Genomic DNA, 16,373 nt, shown 5'->3' with positions numbered 1-16,373 from the left:
TAAGATCATTCACTTGGCTCCGTTTTTCGGAGCCTGCCGCCTCACTCCCTTTCGAAGAAGTAATGCATGCACCTGCGCAAAATTGCAGTTGGGCTGTCGGCCCTTGTTTTGCTTTCCACTGGGGTACAAGCCCGTGGCCTGCTGGACCTTATCAAGTTACCCGCCCCGGAACACGCCTCTCGCTCCGGCTCGATCAGCCAGCACGCGGCCCTCGACCTTTATTCCAGCAAAGAAAAACAGCCTTCATTCGACGGCTGCGTCGACCTGTTCCCAGGCGCCACGCCCATCAACACGGCCACCGTGCCCGCCACGATGAAACCCCTGGCCCTGTGTTCCGACAACTTTGCGGTGCTCTACTCGCAAACCAGCAAGACGCCGCTGGTGGTGGTCGAACGCTTGAATGCCGCCCAGTTGAAGGATGCCAAAGGCGAGGAGCGCACCAACCAGTTCTACCCGGACCCGCGCATTCCCAAAGGCGCGCGCGCGGAATTGAGCGACTACCGCGGCCAGCAACCGGCTGTGGATCGTGGCCACCAGTCCCCGGCTGCGGATGCGCCGAACGCCAATGCCATGGCCCAGTCTTTCGCGCTGTCGAACATGGTGCCGCAAGACCCCACCAACAACCGCAAGATCTGGAGCAAGGTCGAGGCGGACGTGCGCAAGTTTGCCGTGCGAGCCGGCGGCGATGTGTTTGTGTTTACCGGGCCGCTGTTTGACGCGGGCTACAGCACCGTCGGTGACAACAAGGTCTGGGTACCGACGCGCCTGTTCAAACTGGTCTACGACGCTTCGTCGAAACGCGCCTGGGCCTACGTGCTGCCCAATGCTGAAACCCGTATCCAAAAGCCGATGGACTACGACACCTTCGTGAAAAGCACCGGGCTCAAGTTGCTGGGTAATCTTCCGGTCACAGGCTCGGTGGGGCGCACGTGATGTGACACCCCCAAGGCTGGCAGAACCGCCAGCCTTACTTGGCCTTCTTCAGCGCCTTCAACCGCAACGTCGCGCGTTGTACGGCGGCCATTTTCTCCGGGCGTTTCATGCGCTTCCACTTACGGATGTCGTCCTTGCTCCGTCCACAGCTGACGCATAGATCGCCACTGAGCTGGCAGGTGGAGATGCAGGGGTTCTCGATATCTTTAGCCAAAGGTTCACCTGGGTTTGCTAGTGGGGCGCGCGGCTAGGCCGCACGAAATTCAACGGTGAGGTGGCTCACTTCATGCACCGGTTTGAGGCGCTCGCGAATGCTTTCGGCATCGGTGGTCGAGCGGCCCACCACGCTGACGATGGCCGCGTGCGCGTCGGGGCCGACGCGCCACACGTGCAGATCGGTAATCGTCGCATCACCGGGTTGTTCGACGAGTTCACGAATTTCTGCGGCGACGTGTTCATCGGTTTGATCCAGCAATACGCCAGCGGTCGTACGCATCAAGCTCCAGGACCACCGCGCAATCACCACCGCGCCGACGATACCCATCGCCGGGTCCAGCCACACCCAGCCCAGATAACGGCCGGCCAGCAACGCGGCGATGGCGAGCACAGAGGTCAGCGCATCGGCGAGCACATGCACGTAGGCTGAGCGCATGTTGTTGTCGTGGCCATGATGGTCGTGGTCGTGGTCGTGGTCATGATCATGCCCGTGGCTGTGACCGTGGCCCAGCAACAGCGCGCTGATGACATTTACTGCCAGCCCCACCACCGCAATCAGCGTGGCTGTACCAAACTGCACTTCAGCCGGCTGCAGCAAGCGCATCACCGACTCGACACCAATGCCCAAGGACACCAGCGCCAGGATAAGCGCCGAGGCGAAGCCACCCAGGTCGCCGACTTTGCCGGTGCCGAAGCTGTAGCGTGAGTTACTCGCATTGCGCCTGGCGTAGGCGTAGGCCGCAGCGGCAATGCCCAGCGCCGCCGCATGGGTAGCCATGTGAAAGCCGTCCGCCATGAGCGCCATGGAACCGGTCAAGGCCCCGGCGGCAATTTCCGCGACCATCATCACCACCGTCAGCATCACCACCCACAGGGTGCGTTTGGCGTTTTCGTCATGGGCCGAACCGAGGAAGACATGTTCGTGCGTGTGAGCACTAGGGAGGGCGTTCATTTGGAGTACCGCCGAATGGCTTCCAGCAGTTCTTCAACGCCGCGTGCGCGGGCTTCCTCGCTGAGGGCGGGATCGGCCACATGCGCCCTGGCATGGTCTTCGATAATTTCTTCCATCAAGCCGTTGATGGCGCCGCGTGTGGCGGCCACCAGGTGCAGCGTCTTGGCGCAGTCGAGGTCCGACTCCAGCGCTCTTTCAACCGCCTGGATCTGCCCGGCGATGCGTTTGACGCGCTTGATCAAGCTGTCTTTGTTTGCGGCGATGTGGCCCACAATATACCCCCCCTACCTATGAGGGGGCGGATCATTGCATACCCCGCCCCCCTATGCAACGTGGCGGCTGCGGCGAAGTTCTCAAGGCGGCTACTTGGGCTTATCCAACTGGCGCCTGAGGGTGTAAAGCGCCACGCCAACCGCCAGAATGCCGGACACCGCGCCGACCACCAGTGCCCAGCGCGGGCCCAGATGGTCGGCCACCCAGCCGACGATGGGCGCGCCAATCGGCGTGCCACCCAGTGCAACGGCGACGCGCAGGGCGATCACCCGGCCGCGCATGGCCGGCTCAGTGGTGAGTTGCATCAAGCTGTTGGTGGTGTTGCTGAACGTCATCGCGCCCACGCCGATGATCACCAGCGCAATCGCGAACATCCAGTAATTGGGCGCCAGGGCCGCCAGGAAACAGCCAAACCCGAACACCGCTGCACCGGTCAACAGTGACTTGAACTGCGGTCGTTCACTGCCCGCGGCAATCAACGCCCCGGCGATGGTGCCGATGGCCAGGGTCGACGTCAGCAGGCCGTAGCCACGCGCATCGGCATTGAACACGCTGACGGCCATGGTCGAGATAAAAATCGGGAAGTTCATGCCGAAGGTGCCGATCAGAAACAGCATCAGCAAGATTGCCTTCAGGTCCGGCCGCGCCCACACATAACGCATGCCCTCGGTAAGGCTGCCTTTGGTTCGTGGGGCGCGCGCCTTGGCATGCAGGCCCGATACCCGCAGGAAAAACAGTGACGCCAGCACCGCAAAAAAGCTCGAGCCATTGAGCAGGAACGCCCAGCCGGTGCCGACCGAGGCGATGGTCACGCCCGCCACCGCCGGGCCGATCATGCGCGCCATATTGAATGACGTTGAGTTGAGTGCGATGGCATTGGACAAGTCCTTCTCGCCCACCAGCTCCGCCACGAAAATCTGCCGCACCGGTGCATCGAATGCCGAGGCACACCCTGATAAAAACGCAAACACGTACACGTGCCAGAGCTGCACGAAGCCGGTGATGGTAAACACCCCCAGTGTCAGCGCCAGTACGCCCATGACCGCCTGGGTGGTAATCAGCAGCTTGCGTTGGTCGTAGTGGTCGGCCGCAAAACCGGTCCAGGGCAGCAACAACAGCTGCGGCCCGAACTGCAACGCCATGACGATGCCCACGGCGGCGGCGTTGTGCGGGGTGAGCTGGGTGAGCACCAGCCAGTCCTGGGCGGTGCGCTGCATCCAGGTGCCGACGTTGGACACCAATGCGCCAGCGGCCCAGATGCGGTAGTTGGGGCTGCGCAGGGAGCGGAAAGTACCGAGGAAACTCATGACGGCTTCAGTTCCCCCTTTTTTTGAGCAACCCGAGGAGGGTCTGCGCCGTGCCCGATTCGCCCGGCGTGGGCAATACGTGTTGCAGGCTGTAGGCGTGCGCTTCGATGATCAGAGCAATTGTTGCGTCCAGCGAGGTGGCAGCCATGCTATTTCCTCAATCAGGTCGTTCAAAAATCAGCGAAGCGCTCCAGCCATTTCATCGCAGCGGCGAGTTCGTCGTGTGCCTGGGGCGACAGGTGTTCATTCAACGTTGCAAGCGTAGGAGCCATGCCCTGAATGGTACCAGTCTGGGTTTATACTTGCCGTCATCCAACCCACCCGATTCAAACAGACTGAGATTCGCCATGAGCACCTCGCTTCCCCTGACGCCCGCGCGCAAGCCCTTCGCGCCGCTGGTGGCCTTTATCGTCCTGGTAGTCGGCGCCGTGTTCCTGCAAAACAGCGTTGGCCCGCGCCAAGTGTTGTTGCTGGTGGTCGGTGCCGCGCTGGGCTTGACCTTGTACCACGCCGCCTTCGGCTTCACTTCGGCCTGGCGTGTGTTTATCAATGATCGGCGCGGCGCCGGTTTGCGTGCGCAGATGGTGATGCTGGCCGTGGCGGTGCTGTTGTTTTTCCCGGCGCTGGGGGCCGGCACGTTGTTCGGTCAGCCGGTGGTTGGGCTGGTGGCGCCGGCCGGCGTGTCGGTGGTGTTTGGGGCGTTTATTTTCGGCATCGGCATGCAGTTGGGCGGCGGTTGTGCGTCGGGCACGCTGTTCACCGTGGGCGGCGGGAATGCGCGCATGCTGGTGACACTGTTGTTCTTTATTTGCGGTTCGTTGATCGCTACGCACCATGTTGATTGGTGGTTTGCGTTGCCGGCGTTCCCGGCGGTTTCAATTGTCAAAAGCTTCGGCGTGTTGCCGGCATTGGTCGTCAGCCTGGCTGCGTTCGGCCTTATCGCCGCCATCACCGTACGCCTGGAAAAACGCCGGCATGGCCAGCTTGAGGCGGGCGTAACCAGCGAACACATCGGTCTGCGCCGCTTCCTGCGCGGGCCATGGCCATTGGTGTGGGGCGCGATTGGCCTGGCACTGCTCAACTACGCGACCCTGGCATTGGCCGGGCGGCCGTGGGGCATTACTTCGGCGTTCGCGCTGTGGGGGGCCAAGGTGGCGAGCGGGTTGGGGGTTGATGTGGCCAGTTGGGCGTTCTGGCAGATGCCGGGCAATGCCAAGGCCCTCGCCGCGCCGGTATGGGAAGACATCACCAGCGTGATGGACATCGGCATCGTTCTTGGTGCGCTGTTGGCGGCAGGCCTGGCCGGGCGTTTCGCCCCCAGCCTGAACATCCCGGCGCGCTCGCTGGTGGCGGCGGTGATCGGTGGCTTGTTGCTGGGTTACGGGTCGCGGCTGGCGTACGGTTGCAATATCGGCGCGTACTTTAGCGGTATCGCCTCGGGCAGCCTGCATGGCTGGGTATGGTTGGTGGCGGCGTTTATCGGTAACAGCGTGGGCGTGCGGTTGCGGCCATGGTTCTTTGCGGGCGAGCGGCCGCAGGTGGCGTTGAGCGGTTGCTGAGCGCAAAACAACCAGTAGGGTACCCGCATGATTCGAGAACTAAGGACCTTTGTGAGCGCTGCGCGGCGCGGCACCTTTGCCGCTGCCGGCCAGCACGTGGGGCTGACGCAATCGGCCGTGAGCGCGCAGATCAAGCACCTTGAGGACGCGCTCGGGGTCAAGCTGTTCGATCGCACCGGCCGCTCTGCCACGCTCAACTCCGCGGGGCAGCGTGCGGTGCCGCTGGCGGAGGAGATCCTCGATATCTTCTCGCGTATGGGCACCCCCGACAGCGCGAACAACTTTCAGGGTTCGTTGCGTATCGGTGCCATCGGCAGTGTGCAAACCGGCCTCCTGCCCCAGGCGCTGGTGGCCCTCAAGCGTCGTGCGCCGTTCATTGAGGTCAACCTGGTGCCCGGCGTTTCGCTGAACTTGCTCAGCCAGGTCGACGCCGGCGAGCTGGACCTGGCGATCATGATCCGCCCGCCGTTCAACCTGCCCAAAGACCTGAGTGTCGAAGTCATTGCCCGCGAGCCCTTCGTACTGATCACCGCCAGGGACGTGCAGGGCGAGGACCCGTTGCAAATCCTTCGCGAGCAGCCCTTTGTGCGTTACGACCGCGGCTCGTTCGGCGGGCGTCAGGTCACGCAGTTTCTCAAGGAGCAAAAGCTACACACGCAACCAACCCTCGAACTCGACGAGCTGGATGCCATCGTCAAGATGGTCCGCAGCGGCCTCGGCGTTTCCCTGGTGCCCATGGCCGGCTTGTGGCTGGAGCACGACAGCGACGTGCGGGTATTGCGCCTGGACAAACTCACGTTCTTTCGTGAAATCGTGCTGCTGACCAAGTACACCCAGCGCCAACTGCCACTCTTCGAGTTATTCAGGGCGTGCGTCATGGAAGTGCTGGACGCTGCGAAGTAGGGCGCGAGCATCGAAAAAATTGAGGCTCAGGGTGAAAGATATCCGCTTTATCACCCCGTCGTTCTGGTGAAGAATCGTGTTCTAACCCACAGAACCTGCAGGTAGTCACCGTGAGCCTTTCGCCCTTTCATTTAGCGATTCCCGTCTACGACCTCGCCGCCGCTCGCCACTTCTACGGCGACGTGTTCGGGCTCTCCGAAGGCCGTTCCAGCGCCCAATGGGTCGATTTCGACTTCTACGGCCACCAGCTGGTTATCCACGAACACCCCAAGACTGAATCCCAGGCATCGGTGCACGCCAACTCGGTCGACGGCCACGACGTACCGGTCCCGCATTTCGGCATCATCCTGCACTGGGACCAGTGGGAAGCCTTGGCGGATCGGCTCAGAGCGCGTGAAACCCGGTTTGTGATCGAGCCCTACATTCGTTTCCAGGGCCAGGTGGGTGAGCAGGCCACCATGTTCCTGTTCGACCCCTGCGGCAACGCGCTGGAGTTCAAGGCGTTCAAGGACATGAGCCAGCTCTTCGCCAAGTAATTGCACACGCGTTGCCGGTTGTAATTGATGTCCGAATCGGTCCTTAAGTGGTCCGGCACGCGTCTGTTGCTCATTCGCTTGTGTGCCTACCATGGCTTGCATCACTCACCGTAATGCAAGCCCAGAGGACACATCATGAGCCGCAAAGCCCTTGTCGTAATCGATGCGCAACATTCGTTTCGCCATTCAACCTACTGGTCCGAAAATGACCTGCCGGATTACCTTGAAAAACAACAGGCGCTCATCGACGGGTGTGTTCAACAAGGCATCCCGGTGATACAAGTCTTCCATGTCGAAGACCAGGGGCATTTCTCGCTGGCGTCGGGCAATGTCAGGGCGTTGAGCGAGTTGTCGATCAACCCCGACTTGATCATCCACAAGCGCTACCACAGCGCCTTCGCTGGAACGCCGCTGGCGGCCCGGCTCACGGAGATGGGAGTTACCACGGTGATCATCAGTGGCATTCGGACCGAACAGTGCTGTGAAACCACCACGCGCCAGGCGTCGGACAGCGGCCTCAGTGTGGATTTCGTCAGCGAGGCGACGTTGACCTTCCCCATGACCCACGCCCGCAGCGGTCGGGTTTACACCCCGGCACAGATTCGCGAGCGCACTGAACTGGTACTGGAAGGGCGTTTTGCCCGCATCGTGACGGTGGCCCAGGCGTTGGAGGGGTGAATCCATGACGGTGCCGGTGCTGTTCGTACTCTTGCCCAACGTGCTGATGCTGGACCTGGCGGGCCCTGCCGAGGTGCTGCGCCTTGCCGCTCAAGTCGAGGACCCGGCGGCCATCGACTTCGATTTACAGTACGTCAGCCCGGTGCAATCCCTGCAAACGTCCATCGGCTTGCCCCTGACGGGACTGGCGCCGCTTCCGTCAACCCTGGCGCCGGGCACGCTGGTGGTGTTGGTGGGCTCGACCTCGAAGGTTACGCCGCAGCGCCGGCAGGCGTTCGAGTCGGCCAGCAATACGCTGACCCAGTGGCTGCAAAATGTATTCGCGCCGTCGGGTGAGCGGCTGGTGTGCGTTTGCGCAGGTGCCTTGAGTGCCGCCCGTGCAGGCCTGCTCGACGGACGCCAATGCACCACGCACCACGCGCTATGCCCGACGTTACAAGCCCTGGCCCCCAAGGCCCGGGTGTTGGAAAACCGCCTTTACGTCACCGACGGCCCGGTCAGTTGCAGTGCCGGTGTGACAGCGGGCATCGACCTGATGCTGCACCTTGTCGCTCAGCTGGCCGGGCCCCGGCTGGCCTGCGCCGTCGCGCGGGATATGGTGGTGTACATGCGTCGCAGCGGCGCCGATCCGCAGCTTTCGCCGTGGATAGCCGGGCGCAACCACCTGCACCCGGCCGTGCACCGGGTGCAGGACGCAATCGCCGCTGCGCCGTGTGAGGTGTGGACCGTCACGCGCATGGCCAGCCTGGCCTGCACCAGTAGCCGGCACCTGGCGCGTTTGTTCCACGAGCATGTCGGCATCAGTCCGCTGGACTATCTGCACACGCTGCGGTTAACCGTGGCCCGTGAGTTACTGGTTGAGTCGACCCTGGACATTGAAACCGTCGCCGAGCGCGCAGGCTTTGGTTCGGCGCGCCATCTGCGGCGCATCTGGGGCAAATATGAAGCGGGGACGCCTTCAGCTGGGCGTGTCGCCGGCGCTGGTTGAGGCTTGATCAGCCTCAGCGTCCAGTTTCGCGCGGTCGGCTTTGCTGATGTACTTATCTTTGCTTTTCGGCGCCAATTTGGCGCTGGCTTTTTTGGCTTTGGCCTTAAAGAGCTGCTTGAGTTTTTTCTGGCGATTCATGACGTGCTACTCAGCGGGTAATTGCTTGAATGATATCAGCTTAAGTCACTGACTCAGGTCTCGGCGTTAAGGCGTTGATACCTGCACATGTTCACCCTTGTCGTCGCCCTACATTGTCGTGCCGCTCGTTGACATTGCAAGGATGCTACAGTCGATTCGCCCGGTTGCCTTAAGGCGAGCCTGGGCTTCATCATTTTCATGTCGATCCAGGAAGGCACGCCCATGCAAACCACTCCTCCCGAAGGCTTACCTGTTTACCGGTTACTAACCGGTAAAGATGACGCATCGTTCTGTCATCGAGTCTCCGAAGCCCTCGCGCTGGGCTACCAGCTGTATGGCTCGCCCGCGGCCACCTTCAATGGCGAACACGTCGTGGTGGCTCAGGCTATCGTTTGGAACCCCGCCAAGTAGGTTGGGGATTTCCACTTCGAGACAACAGCGAAGGCAGACCAGGCGCGGTTCATTCCCCCAGCGCCACAGCGACCTCCTTCGCCACCTGCACAAACGCCCGAGACGCTGAAGACTGATAAACCCCTTTGCGCTGCATCAGCACCGCCGTCCGTTGCAGCCGCTCCGGCCCAAGCTCAATCGCCACCAACTCAGGATGCGCTCGCGCAATGGCCGCCGGCAGCAGCGTCGACAACGTGGTCCTGCGCACCACCTCGGTCAGCGCCCCAATCACATTCGCCTCCATCACCACGCGCGGGCGGATGCCGTGTTGGTTGCAATAGCGGTCGATCTGCTCACGCGTGGCGAACTCGGCGCTCAGCAGAATCAGTGTTTCTGCATTCAACGCCTCCAGCCCGATAGCCTGCGCCTCGGCCAGCGGGTGCTGATTACCCACCACCAACGCGAGTGTTTCGACCAGCAGGGGATAGGCGTCGATATCCTGGGCATGCACCTCATCAAACGCGATGCCCACATCCAGCTCATCGGCCAGCAGTTGCAGCTCCATCTGTTCCTGGGCGACCTCACGCACGTTCAGCGTGATGTTCGGGTAACGGCGGTGAAACGCCTCGACCAGTGGCCCGACCAGATACGTGGTGAAGGTCGGCGTGACTGCAATCCGCAGCGTCCCCCGGCTCAAGTCGCCGACGTCATGGATCGCACGTTTGCCTTCTTGCAGTTCCTGCGCCGCCCGCAGCGCGTATCGCAGGTAAACCTCCCCAGCATCGGTCAGGCGCGTCTTGCGTCCTGAGCGATCAAACAACTGCGCGCCAAGGCTTTCCTCCAGTTGTCGCACTTGCTGCGACAGCGCCGGCTGCGAGACATGCAGGGCCGCTGCGGCTTTGGTGAAACCTTGATGTTGCGCGACGGCGAGAAAGTACTGGATGTGTCGTGCCAGCATGTTTGCATCCATAAGATTATCTAATGTGCTGGATCATATATGAGACTTTTACCTTATTGCACGGGCTACGTAACCTTTGCTCCATCGCATCGCGAACCAATGGAGTCACCCATGCAAGACATCATCGACGGTTTCCTGAAATTTCAACGTAACGCCTTCCCCGAGCGTGCCGGCCTGTTCAAAGACCTGGCCAACCAACAGAGCCCACGGGCGCTGTTCATCTCCTGCTCCGACAGCCGCCTGGTGCCAGAGCTGGTCACGCAGCGTGAGCCCGGTGACCTGTTCGTCATCCGCAACGCCGGCAACATCGTGCCGTCCTACGGCCCCGAGCCGGGCGGCGTGTCGGCCTCGGTGGAATACGCCGTCGCCGCCTTGCAAGTCAGCGACATCGTGATTTGCGGGCACTCCGACTGCGGCGCGATGACCGCCATCGCTACCTGCAAATGCCTGGACCACATGCCCGCCGTGGCTGGCTGGTTGCGCTACGCCGACTCCGGCCGAGTCGTGAACGAGGCCCGCCAGCATGTCGACCAGCACGCCAAGGTCGCCTCCATGGTCCGCGAAAACGTCATCGCGCAGTTGGCCAACATCCAGACGCACCCTTCGGTACGCCTGGCCCTCGAAGAGAAGCGCGTGACGCTGCATGGCTGGGTCTACGACATCGAAAGCGGCTGCATCCAGGCCTTCGATGGCCGCACCGGCAAGTTCGTGGCCCTGGCCGACAACCCGACCGTACGCGCTGTTTCGTACTGACCCTGCAAGCGAAGAAAGTTGAAGGTGGCAGCTGGCTTGCCTGCGATGGCATCCACCCGGTCTGCCTGGCACACCCAGTTGCCTGCATCGCAGGCAAGCCAGCTCCCACACTTGATCTTCGGCGCTGTCCCGATTGGCACTAGCCGTTTCACCCTTACTGTTTACCCACGGAGATAACCCCATGATCCAGTCACAAATCAGCCAAAACACTCGCCTTGCCCTGGCCGACGTCATCCTCCTGGCCAAAGCCCGCAAAGACCTGTCGTTCGCCCAGATCGCCGAAGGCACCGGCCTGCACGAAGCCTTCGTCACCGCCGCCTTGCTCGGCCAGCACCCACTGCCGGCCAACGCCGCCCAAGTGGTTGCCGACACCCTGGGTCTCGACGCCGATGCCGTGCTCCTGCTGCAAACCGTTCCGGTGCGCGGCAGCATCGGCAACGGTATCCCGACCGACCCGACCATCTACCGTTTCTACGAAATGATTCAGGTCTACGGCACCACGCTCAAGGCGCTGGTTCACGAGAAATTTGGCGACGGCATCATCAGCGCCATCAACTTCAAGCTCGACATTAAAAAGGTCGACGACCCGGACGGCGGCTCCCGCGCCGTGATCACCCTGGATGGCAAATACCTGCCGACCAAACCGTTCTGATCCCGCTACCCATGAGCCCGGCGCTGCACAGGCGCCGGGTTCGACTTTCCTCACGATGCCGAAGAGGTCATCTGAAAATGAAAGCGTTACTTGTACTGATACTCGGCGTGTTTTGCGGCGCGGCGATGGCCGAAGAGCCACTCCCGGTCGAGCAATACAGCTATGCCCAGCACCTGGACATCGCCCGCGTGATTTCCACCAGCGAAGTGCCGGACGTCTGCGCGGTGGTGCCCGTGCGTATGACCTACGAAGACTCCAAGGGCCAGCAGCACATTCTCGAATACCACGTGATGGGTAACGGCTGCTCCAACGGTTGAGCCGTCCATTGTTTGTTTTTTACCGTTGCGCCCGGTGCGCCTGAGGGCCGCAACATTGAGGGTCGGATTCATGGATTTAATCTTTCGCAACGTACGCATTGATGACGCACAACCGCTGATGGACGTGGCGGTGCACAACGGCCACATCGTCGAGGTTGCGCCGAACATCGCAGCCCGGGCCCGGCAGGAAATCCAGGGCCACGGCAACGTGCTGATACCGGGGTTTGTCGAAGGGCACCTGCACCTGGAAAAAGCCCATGTCATGCACCGCAAAGCCAACCGCTCCGGCACCTTAAAAGAGGCGATAGCGGTCACCGCTGAACTCAAACCCACTTTGACCCGCGATGACATCTTCGAACGCTCTACCCAGGTACTGCGCGCGCTGGTGCAGTCCGGCACCACCCACGTGCGCGCCCACGCCGAGTTCGACCCCGTACAAGGCTTCACCGGGTTCGATGTGGTGCTGGAACTGCGCGAAAAATTTCGCGACGTGATTGATATTCAAGTGGTCGCTTTCCCACAGGAAGGCATCCTCAAGCTACCGGGCATGCAGGCAATGATGGTCGAGGCCATGGAAAAAGGCGCCGATGTGGTGGGCGGCATTCCCTACAACGATGACTCGCCGCATGAACACATCGACTACGTGTTCAGCCTGGCCAAGCGTTACGGCAAGGACATCGACTTCCACCAGGATTTTGCCGACGACGCCGACCACATGAGCATTGAATACCTCGCGCGCAAGACGATTCAGGAAGGCTACCAAGGCCGCGTGTGTGTCGGCCATCTGACCAGCTTGGGCGCCGTGCCGCTGCATAAACAGCACGAGATTATTGCGCTGATTCGCGAGGCCGGCATCAGCGTCATGTGCCTGCCCGCCACCGACTTGCACCTGGGCGCGCGCGGCGACGGCCATAACGTGCGCCGCACCCTGACGCCGGTACGCGCCCTGCGCGATGGCGGCGTAAACGTGTGCCTGGCCACCAACAATATCCGCAACGCATTTACCCCGTTTGGCACCGGCGATTTGCTCAACATTGCGCAACTGGCCATTCCTGCCTGCCACCTGGGCGGGGCGGATGACCAGGCCACGGTGTTGTCGATGCTCACCACAAGTCCGGCGAAAGCGCTGGGGCTGAAGGATTATGGGTTGGCGCCGGGTAAGGCTGCTGATTTGGTGTTGCTGGATACGCGTTCGGTGGGTGATGTGATTCTCGACTTGCCCGCGCGGTTGATGGTGCTTAAACGCGGGAGGGTCGTGGCGACGTCGGTCTGTCAGCGTTCGGTGGTTTTTTGACCCGGTAGGCTGGTCCTGGCCAGAAACTCGCTGATCTGCGCCACCACCTGCTGCTGAATCACCGCCCGTGGCCGAGCGCCTTCACCGTCCCGGCAAATCATGCCATCGCCGGGTGAGCTCTCTTCAATCAACGCCATCCCGCCCGGCTTGCAGATCGACATAAAGCTGAAGTGCGTGGCGTCGCTGATCTCCACATACTGCGTCGATGTGTTTGGCAGACGCTTTACCATGTCGGCGGACTCTAATTCGGGGGACATGTCCTCCGTGGGCACGCCACCCGCAATCACCAGCGCCGGTACCGGCAATGCGGCAAGGCTTGCACTGGTCAGGCCGCGTGACAGGCCCAGGTCCAAAGACACAATCGCGGTGACGCGCTTGTCGCTCAAATCAGCGGCCAGTTGTGCCTTGCCGGCTGGCGTGCCGGCGGGGTTCATCTCCTGGTAGCCGATGCAGCCACCCAACTTAGGGTGTTCGGCGCAGTCCCGGTTGAACAGGTCGGGGTCGAAACGCGCGCCAGCGATTTCCAGCACGGTCCAGCCGCCGAGGGAGTGGCCCACTGCCGCAATCTGATGTTCCGCCACCGCGCCAAATAGTTTCGGCTGAGCCAGCACCGCGTCAATGGCGCGGCTCAGGTCGGCCGGGCGTAGCCATAACTGGGCGGCGGCTTTTGGGCTGCGATCCTTGGTGGTGGTGCCCGGGTGGTTGACCGCCGCTACGATGTAACCCTTGTGCGCCAATGCGCTGGCCAGCCACACCTGCTTGCCCCAATTACCACCGTAACCGTGGGAAAGCACCACCAGCGGATGCTCGCCGGCAGCCGGCGCTGCATCGGGCACGGCGAGGGCGCCGATGAAGACCGCGTTGTCGGCGATCAGCTCGGGTTTGGCTGTGGCGGCGGCGGGGTACCAGACAGCCAGTTCCAGTGGGCGCTGGCTTTTTGTATCCGGCAGGGTGGCGGTTTTGAAACCGACGGGGCTTTCGGCAGCCAAGGCGGGTGTCGCCAGGCACAGCAGGAACAGGGCACGCAGCACTGTTTTCATTGTTTTTATCTTCCTTGATTGGGGTGGCGCATCATCACCTGAAATCCTGTCGCAATGCATCCCTCCCAGGAAGCACACCACCTGTTCTGACTGCGTTGGAACGCACGCCTATGGCGCCGCGAAACCCTCGTAATCCAGGGAGATATGGTCGGCCTTCGGGTAACTGACATACACCACCACCGCGTCGCTGCTGACGACCAGCGCGTAGGGCCATTTACCGTTGGCCTTACGCATATCCTCGTACAGCGGCAGGAAAAAGTCCTTGGTCTGACCGCGTGGATCGTAGGGCGCTTGCACCTGGAAAATCGGGTAGTGGCCGCCGTTGCACAGCTGGATGCGTTCGAGCTGGAAGTTGTTTTTCTCCAACAACGTGCGGGTCGGGTGCTGCCAGGTGGCGAGGTCCACATCGTGGCAGTCTTGGGCGGTGGTGGTGTAGAGCGTGGTGTCTTTGAGGGCGGGGAGGGCGTAAACCAGCCCAGGGAGAAATAACAGCAGCAAGGGGATATGACGTCGCATGGCGCGGTTCCGAGCAGGATAGGCGCGAGAGTGTAGAACCTTTTGCCGCTACAGTTTTGGGAGAGAACCACAACTAACTGCCGTTGAACCTTGGTATTGGCCAACACAGCCCCATAACTATTGTTGTATCCATTGAGCGCAAGGACACACCATGACCAACCAAACCGAAACCGCCATCCTCGCCGGCGGCTGCTTCTGGGGCATGCAGGACCTGCTGCGCCGCTACCCCGGCGTGCTGAGCACCCGAGTCGGCTACACCGGCGGCGATGTGCCGAATGCCACTTATCGCAACCATGGCAATCATGCGGAAGCGATTGAAATCGTGTTTGACCCCGCAGTGATAACGTACCGGCAGATCCTTGAGTTCTTTTTCCAGATACACGACCCCAGCACGCCCAACCGGCAGGGCAATGACGTCGGGCCGGGCTATCGGTCGGCGATTTATTACCTGAGTGAACAACAACGCGACATCGCCGAAGACACCGCTGCGGATGTTGATGCGTCGAAGTTATGGCCAGGCCGTGTGGTGACTGAGATTGAGCCCGCGGGGCCGTTCTGGGAGGCGGAGCCGGAGCATCAGGATTATTTGGAGCGGATACCCAACGGCTATACCTGCCATTTCATACGGCCGAATTGGAAGTTGCCGAAGCGGGCTTGAGGGTGAGCAGTGCAAGCGAGCAATGGGGTGGGCGACGATTCGTGGTGAGCGGGAAATAGGCTGCTTTCGACCCGAAGCGGACGCCAAGGATTGCCGGCGGGGAGAGTTTCCTGATGCCTTTGTGCGCCGTATAGTGGCAATACTTTTTCGGTCAAAGGAATGACTATGAACCCGCTAAGCGGCCTACCCGTCGGTGTAATTGGCGACCGTGACACCGTAAATGTCACGTCGCATTGCGCGAAAAGGGGAACGCCATGCGTGCAGGTGTGATCCTTGCCGGGATTGGCACCACGTTGGCGCTGTTGTCTGCATCGCCAGCCCAGCCTGCGCCCCTGCCGCCAGTCACTGTCAACCAGGGTGGTATCTCAGTGCTGGTACAAGGCTCGGGAACAGATATCATCTTAATCCCAGGATTTGCGTCGTCCTACGAAGTCTGGGCTGATTTGGCCTCCAGATTACGGCACAGCCACCGTCTCCATCTCGTGCAGGTAGCTGGCTTTGCCGGCTCGCCTGCCGTATCCAATCCAGACGGGAGACTCGTCGCGCCGACGGTCGAGGCGATCGCTGAATACATCCGCAGCCAGCGCATCGAGGCGCCGGTCATCATCGGTCATTCGTTGGGTGGTGAGGTGGCACTGATGCTGGGTGCGCGTCATCCCGATCACGTGGGACGCCTGATGATTGTCGATGCGATGCCCTTCTATACGTTGCTCTTTGACCCCTCCGCGACCAGTGAGACGGCGACCCCGCATGCTGCTGCGATGCGCGATGCGATGTTGGCGGCAACGCCTGAGCAAGCGCACGCCATGCAGCAGGCCGCCATCGCCCGTCTCGCTAAAACTGAAGCAGTCAGGCCCGGCCTGGTCGCAGCGGGGATGAACTCGGACCGAAAGACGATGGCCGATGCCATGTATGAACTGATGGTCACCGACCTCCGGCCTGAGCTTGAACGCATCAAGGTGCCTGTCGAGGTCGTCTATGCCTACGACCCGCTTTACGGCGTAGAGGCGTCCCACATTGATGCAATGTTCCATAACGCCTATGTCTCGACCCCAAACATTAGCTTCAGGCGCATTGACGGCAGTTTTCACTTCATCATGCTTGATCAGCCAGAACTGTTCGCCAGTGCTGTCATCAAGTTCCTGAACCGGTGAGCGGCGGCGGGGTAGCTAGAGCGATGAATCACCGTTAAAGGGCACAGGATTCGTTGCCGTGCTTGCAGGTCACCGACCGTCCGTTTTTGGCCGATAGCTGACCTCGGAATACTTCAATCCGGCGCTGGATTTCGAAGCGGATAACGCACTTACGATTC

The 16,373-nt window shown here is 61.4% G+C and carries 22 protein-coding genes; 13 read left to right on the top strand and 9 right to left on the bottom strand.

From position 1 onward, the window contains the following. Positions 1-66 precede the first annotated feature (66 nt). On the top strand, positions 67-933 hold the full coding sequence (locus A7J50_RS19820) for a DNA/RNA non-specific endonuclease (RefSeq protein WP_064453336.1): 867 nt from the start codon (positions 67-69) through the stop codon (positions 931-933). A 34-nt stretch (positions 934-967) separates the two neighbouring features. Here the strand turns inward: A7J50_RS19820 and A7J50_RS19815 are convergent, their stop codons facing one another. From A7J50_RS19815 to A7J50_RS31450, 5 genes are all read right to left on the bottom strand, one after another. Next, positions 968-1,147: a DUF1289 domain-containing protein gene (locus A7J50_RS19815; RefSeq protein ID WP_064453335.1), complete on the bottom strand. Its 180-nt coding sequence runs from the start codon at positions 1,145-1,147 to the stop codon at positions 968-970. A 33-nt stretch (positions 1,148-1,180) separates the two neighbouring features. Then, complete coding sequence (dmeF, locus tag A7J50_RS19810) at positions 1,181-2,101, bottom strand: CDF family Co(II)/Ni(II) efflux transporter DmeF (protein ID WP_064453334.1); 921 nt, start codon at positions 2,099-2,101, stop codon at positions 1,181-1,183. Further along, positions 2,098-2,373: a metal/formaldehyde-sensitive transcriptional repressor gene (locus tag A7J50_RS19805; protein ID WP_064453333.1), complete on the bottom strand. Its 276-nt coding sequence runs from the start codon at positions 2,371-2,373 to the stop codon at positions 2,098-2,100. The genes dmeF and A7J50_RS19805 overlap by 4 nt, the downstream gene beginning before the upstream one ends. Before the next feature lie 90 nt (positions 2,374-2,463). After that, positions 2,464-3,681, bottom strand: coding sequence for an MFS transporter (locus A7J50_RS19800; protein ID WP_064453332.1), 1,218 nt, complete (start codon positions 3,679-3,681; stop codon positions 2,464-2,466). 7 nt (positions 3,682-3,688) lie between these two features. Further along, positions 3,689-3,829 (bottom strand): hypothetical protein, encoded by a 141-nt coding sequence (locus A7J50_RS31450; RefSeq protein WP_156526298.1) that lies wholly within the window; start codon positions 3,827-3,829, stop codon positions 3,689-3,691. A 199-nt stretch (positions 3,830-4,028) separates the two neighbouring features. On the opposite strand from A7J50_RS31450, the gene A7J50_RS19795 reads away from it, so the two are divergent. From A7J50_RS19795 to A7J50_RS19775, 5 genes are all read left to right on the top strand, one after another. Further along, positions 4,029-5,240 carry a YeeE/YedE family protein gene (locus A7J50_RS19795; RefSeq protein WP_064453331.1) on the top strand — a complete coding sequence of 404 codons (1,212 nt, stop codon included), beginning with the start codon at positions 4,029-4,031 and terminating at the stop codon, positions 5,238-5,240. Positions 5,241-5,267: 27 nt separating this feature from the next. Then, a complete protein-coding gene (locus A7J50_RS19790) occupies positions 5,268-6,143 on the top strand; it encodes a LysR family transcriptional regulator (protein ID WP_064453330.1) in 876 nt (291 codons plus the stop codon). Positions 6,144-6,253: 110 nt separating this feature from the next. After that, entirely contained in the window at positions 6,254-6,679 is a 426-nt protein-coding gene (locus A7J50_RS19785; RefSeq protein WP_064453329.1) for a VOC family protein, read from the top strand. 135 nt (positions 6,680-6,814) lie between these two features. Further along, on the top strand, positions 6,815-7,357 hold the full coding sequence (locus A7J50_RS19780) for a cysteine hydrolase family protein (protein WP_064453328.1): 543 nt from the start codon (positions 6,815-6,817) through the stop codon (positions 7,355-7,357). A 4-nt stretch (positions 7,358-7,361) separates the two neighbouring features. Beyond that, positions 7,362-8,345: a GlxA family transcriptional regulator gene (locus A7J50_RS19775; RefSeq protein WP_064453327.1), complete on the top strand. Its 984-nt coding sequence runs from the start codon at positions 7,362-7,364 to the stop codon at positions 8,343-8,345. Here the strand turns inward: A7J50_RS19775 and A7J50_RS30225 are convergent. Further along, positions 8,316-8,483: a DUF2986 domain-containing protein gene (locus A7J50_RS30225; RefSeq protein WP_064502998.1), complete on the bottom strand. Its 168-nt coding sequence runs from the start codon at positions 8,481-8,483 to the stop codon at positions 8,316-8,318. The two genes, A7J50_RS19775 and A7J50_RS30225, sit on opposite strands and share 30 nt — an antisense overlap. 222 nt (positions 8,484-8,705) lie before the next feature. On the opposite strand from A7J50_RS30225, the gene A7J50_RS19770 reads away from it, so the two are divergent. Further along, a complete protein-coding gene (locus A7J50_RS19770) occupies positions 8,706-8,894 on the top strand; it encodes a DUF1737 domain-containing protein (RefSeq protein ID WP_064453326.1) in 189 nt (62 codons plus the stop codon). A 49-nt stretch (positions 8,895-8,943) separates the two neighbouring features. Here the strand turns inward: A7J50_RS19770 and cynR are convergent, their stop codons facing one another. Beyond that, the gene (cynR, locus tag A7J50_RS19765; protein WP_064453325.1) at positions 8,944-9,831 is read right to left on the bottom strand and encodes a transcriptional regulator CynR; all 888 of its coding nucleotides are present in this window, start codon (positions 9,829-9,831) and stop codon (positions 8,944-8,946) included. A 111-nt stretch (positions 9,832-9,942) separates the two neighbouring features. Between cynR and A7J50_RS19760 the strand changes: the two genes are divergently transcribed. From A7J50_RS19760 to A7J50_RS19745, 4 genes are all read left to right on the top strand, one after another. After that, positions 9,943-10,584 (top strand): carbonic anhydrase, encoded by a 642-nt coding sequence (locus A7J50_RS19760; protein ID WP_064453324.1) that lies wholly within the window; start codon positions 9,943-9,945, stop codon positions 10,582-10,584. 181 nt (positions 10,585-10,765) lie between these two features. Next, complete coding sequence (gene cynS, locus A7J50_RS19755) at positions 10,766-11,236, top strand: cyanase (RefSeq protein WP_064453323.1); 471 nt, start codon at positions 10,766-10,768, stop codon at positions 11,234-11,236. 77 nt (positions 11,237-11,313) lie between these two features. Further along, complete coding sequence (locus tag A7J50_RS19750; protein WP_064453322.1) at positions 11,314-11,553, top strand: DUF2790 domain-containing protein; 240 nt, start codon at positions 11,314-11,316, stop codon at positions 11,551-11,553. A 70-nt stretch (positions 11,554-11,623) separates the two neighbouring features. After that, positions 11,624-12,847 (top strand): amidohydrolase family protein, encoded by a 1,224-nt coding sequence (locus A7J50_RS19745; protein ID WP_064453321.1) that lies wholly within the window; start codon positions 11,624-11,626, stop codon positions 12,845-12,847. Here A7J50_RS19745 and A7J50_RS19740 read toward each other — a convergent pair. Together A7J50_RS19740 and A7J50_RS19735 are read right to left on the bottom strand one after the other, a co-directional pair. Then, on the bottom strand, positions 12,826-13,887 hold the full coding sequence (locus tag A7J50_RS19740) for an alpha/beta hydrolase family protein (RefSeq protein WP_064453320.1): 1,062 nt from the start codon (positions 13,885-13,887) through the stop codon (positions 12,826-12,828). The genes A7J50_RS19745 and A7J50_RS19740 overlap by 22 nt on opposite strands. A gap of 108 nt (positions 13,888-13,995) precedes the next feature. After that, a complete protein-coding gene (locus A7J50_RS19735; RefSeq protein WP_064453319.1) occupies positions 13,996-14,403 on the bottom strand; it encodes a hypothetical protein in 408 nt (135 codons plus the stop codon). Between the two features lie 151 nt (positions 14,404-14,554). Here A7J50_RS19735 and msrA point away from each other — a divergent pair, with 151 nt between their 5' ends. Then, positions 14,555-15,061, top strand: coding sequence for a peptide-methionine (S)-S-oxide reductase MsrA (msrA, locus tag A7J50_RS19730; protein ID WP_064453318.1), 507 nt, complete (start codon positions 14,555-14,557; stop codon positions 15,059-15,061). Positions 15,062-15,315: 254 nt separating this feature from the next. After that, positions 15,316-16,215 (top strand): alpha/beta fold hydrolase, encoded by a 900-nt coding sequence (locus tag A7J50_RS19725; RefSeq protein WP_064453317.1) that lies wholly within the window; start codon positions 15,316-15,318, stop codon positions 16,213-16,215. Positions 16,216-16,373: the final 158 nt, after the last annotated feature.

This window comes from Pseudomonas antarctica (assembly GCF_001647715.1).
In the GTDB taxonomy this organism is placed as follows: Bacteria; Pseudomonadota; Gammaproteobacteria; order Pseudomonadales; family Pseudomonadaceae; genus Aquipseudomonas; species Aquipseudomonas antarctica_A.
Note: the sequence above shows the minus strand (reverse complement) of the source record. Positions and strands in the feature narration are given on the sequence as shown.

What these genes read in the sequence shown, in the direction of transcription:
- A7J50_RS19820 (WP_064453336.1), top strand. Translation starts at nt 67, where the DNA reads ATGCACCTGCGCAAAATTGCAGTTGGGCTGTCGGCCCTTGTTTTGCTT.
- dmeF (WP_064453334.1), bottom strand. Translation starts at nt 2,101, where the DNA reads ATGAACGCCCTCCCTAGTGCTCACACGCACGAACATGTCTTCCTCGGT.
- A7J50_RS19800 (WP_064453332.1), bottom strand. Translation starts at nt 3,681, where the DNA reads ATGAGTTTCCTCGGTACTTTCCGCTCCCTGCGCAGCCCCAACTACCGC.
- A7J50_RS31450 (WP_156526298.1), bottom strand. Translation starts at nt 3,829, where the DNA reads ATGGCTGCCACCTCGCTGGACGCAACAATTGCTCTGATCATCGAAGCG.
- A7J50_RS19795 (WP_064453331.1), top strand. Translation starts at nt 4,029, where the DNA reads ATGAGCACCTCGCTTCCCCTGACGCCCGCGCGCAAGCCCTTCGCGCCG.
- A7J50_RS19790 (WP_064453330.1), top strand. Translation starts at nt 5,268, where the DNA reads ATGATTCGAGAACTAAGGACCTTTGTGAGCGCTGCGCGGCGCGGCACC.
- A7J50_RS19780 (WP_064453328.1), top strand. Translation starts at nt 6,815, where the DNA reads ATGAGCCGCAAAGCCCTTGTCGTAATCGATGCGCAACATTCGTTTCGC.
- A7J50_RS19775 (WP_064453327.1), top strand. Translation starts at nt 7,362, where the DNA reads ATGACGGTGCCGGTGCTGTTCGTACTCTTGCCCAACGTGCTGATGCTG.
- A7J50_RS30225 (WP_064502998.1), bottom strand. Translation starts at nt 8,483, where the DNA reads ATGAATCGCCAGAAAAAACTCAAGCAGCTCTTTAAGGCCAAAGCCAAA.
- A7J50_RS19770 (WP_064453326.1), top strand. Translation starts at nt 8,706, where the DNA reads ATGCAAACCACTCCTCCCGAAGGCTTACCTGTTTACCGGTTACTAACC.
- cynR (WP_064453325.1), bottom strand. Translation starts at nt 9,831, where the DNA reads ATGCTGGCACGACACATCCAGTACTTTCTCGCCGTCGCGCAACATCAA.
- A7J50_RS19760 (WP_064453324.1), top strand. Translation starts at nt 9,943, where the DNA reads ATGCAAGACATCATCGACGGTTTCCTGAAATTTCAACGTAACGCCTTC.
- cynS (WP_064453323.1), top strand. Translation starts at nt 10,766, where the DNA reads ATGATCCAGTCACAAATCAGCCAAAACACTCGCCTTGCCCTGGCCGAC.
- A7J50_RS19750 (WP_064453322.1), top strand. Translation starts at nt 11,314, where the DNA reads ATGAAAGCGTTACTTGTACTGATACTCGGCGTGTTTTGCGGCGCGGCG.
- A7J50_RS19745 (WP_064453321.1), top strand. Translation starts at nt 11,624, where the DNA reads ATGGATTTAATCTTTCGCAACGTACGCATTGATGACGCACAACCGCTG.
- A7J50_RS19740 (WP_064453320.1), bottom strand. Translation starts at nt 13,887, where the DNA reads ATGAAAACAGTGCTGCGTGCCCTGTTCCTGCTGTGCCTGGCGACACCC.
- A7J50_RS19735 (WP_064453319.1), bottom strand. Translation starts at nt 14,403, where the DNA reads ATGCGACGTCATATCCCCTTGCTGCTGTTATTTCTCCCTGGGCTGGTT.
- msrA (WP_064453318.1), top strand. Translation starts at nt 14,555, where the DNA reads ATGACCAACCAAACCGAAACCGCCATCCTCGCCGGCGGCTGCTTCTGG.
- A7J50_RS19725 (WP_064453317.1), top strand. Translation starts at nt 15,316, where the DNA reads ATGCGTGCAGGTGTGATCCTTGCCGGGATTGGCACCACGTTGGCGCTG.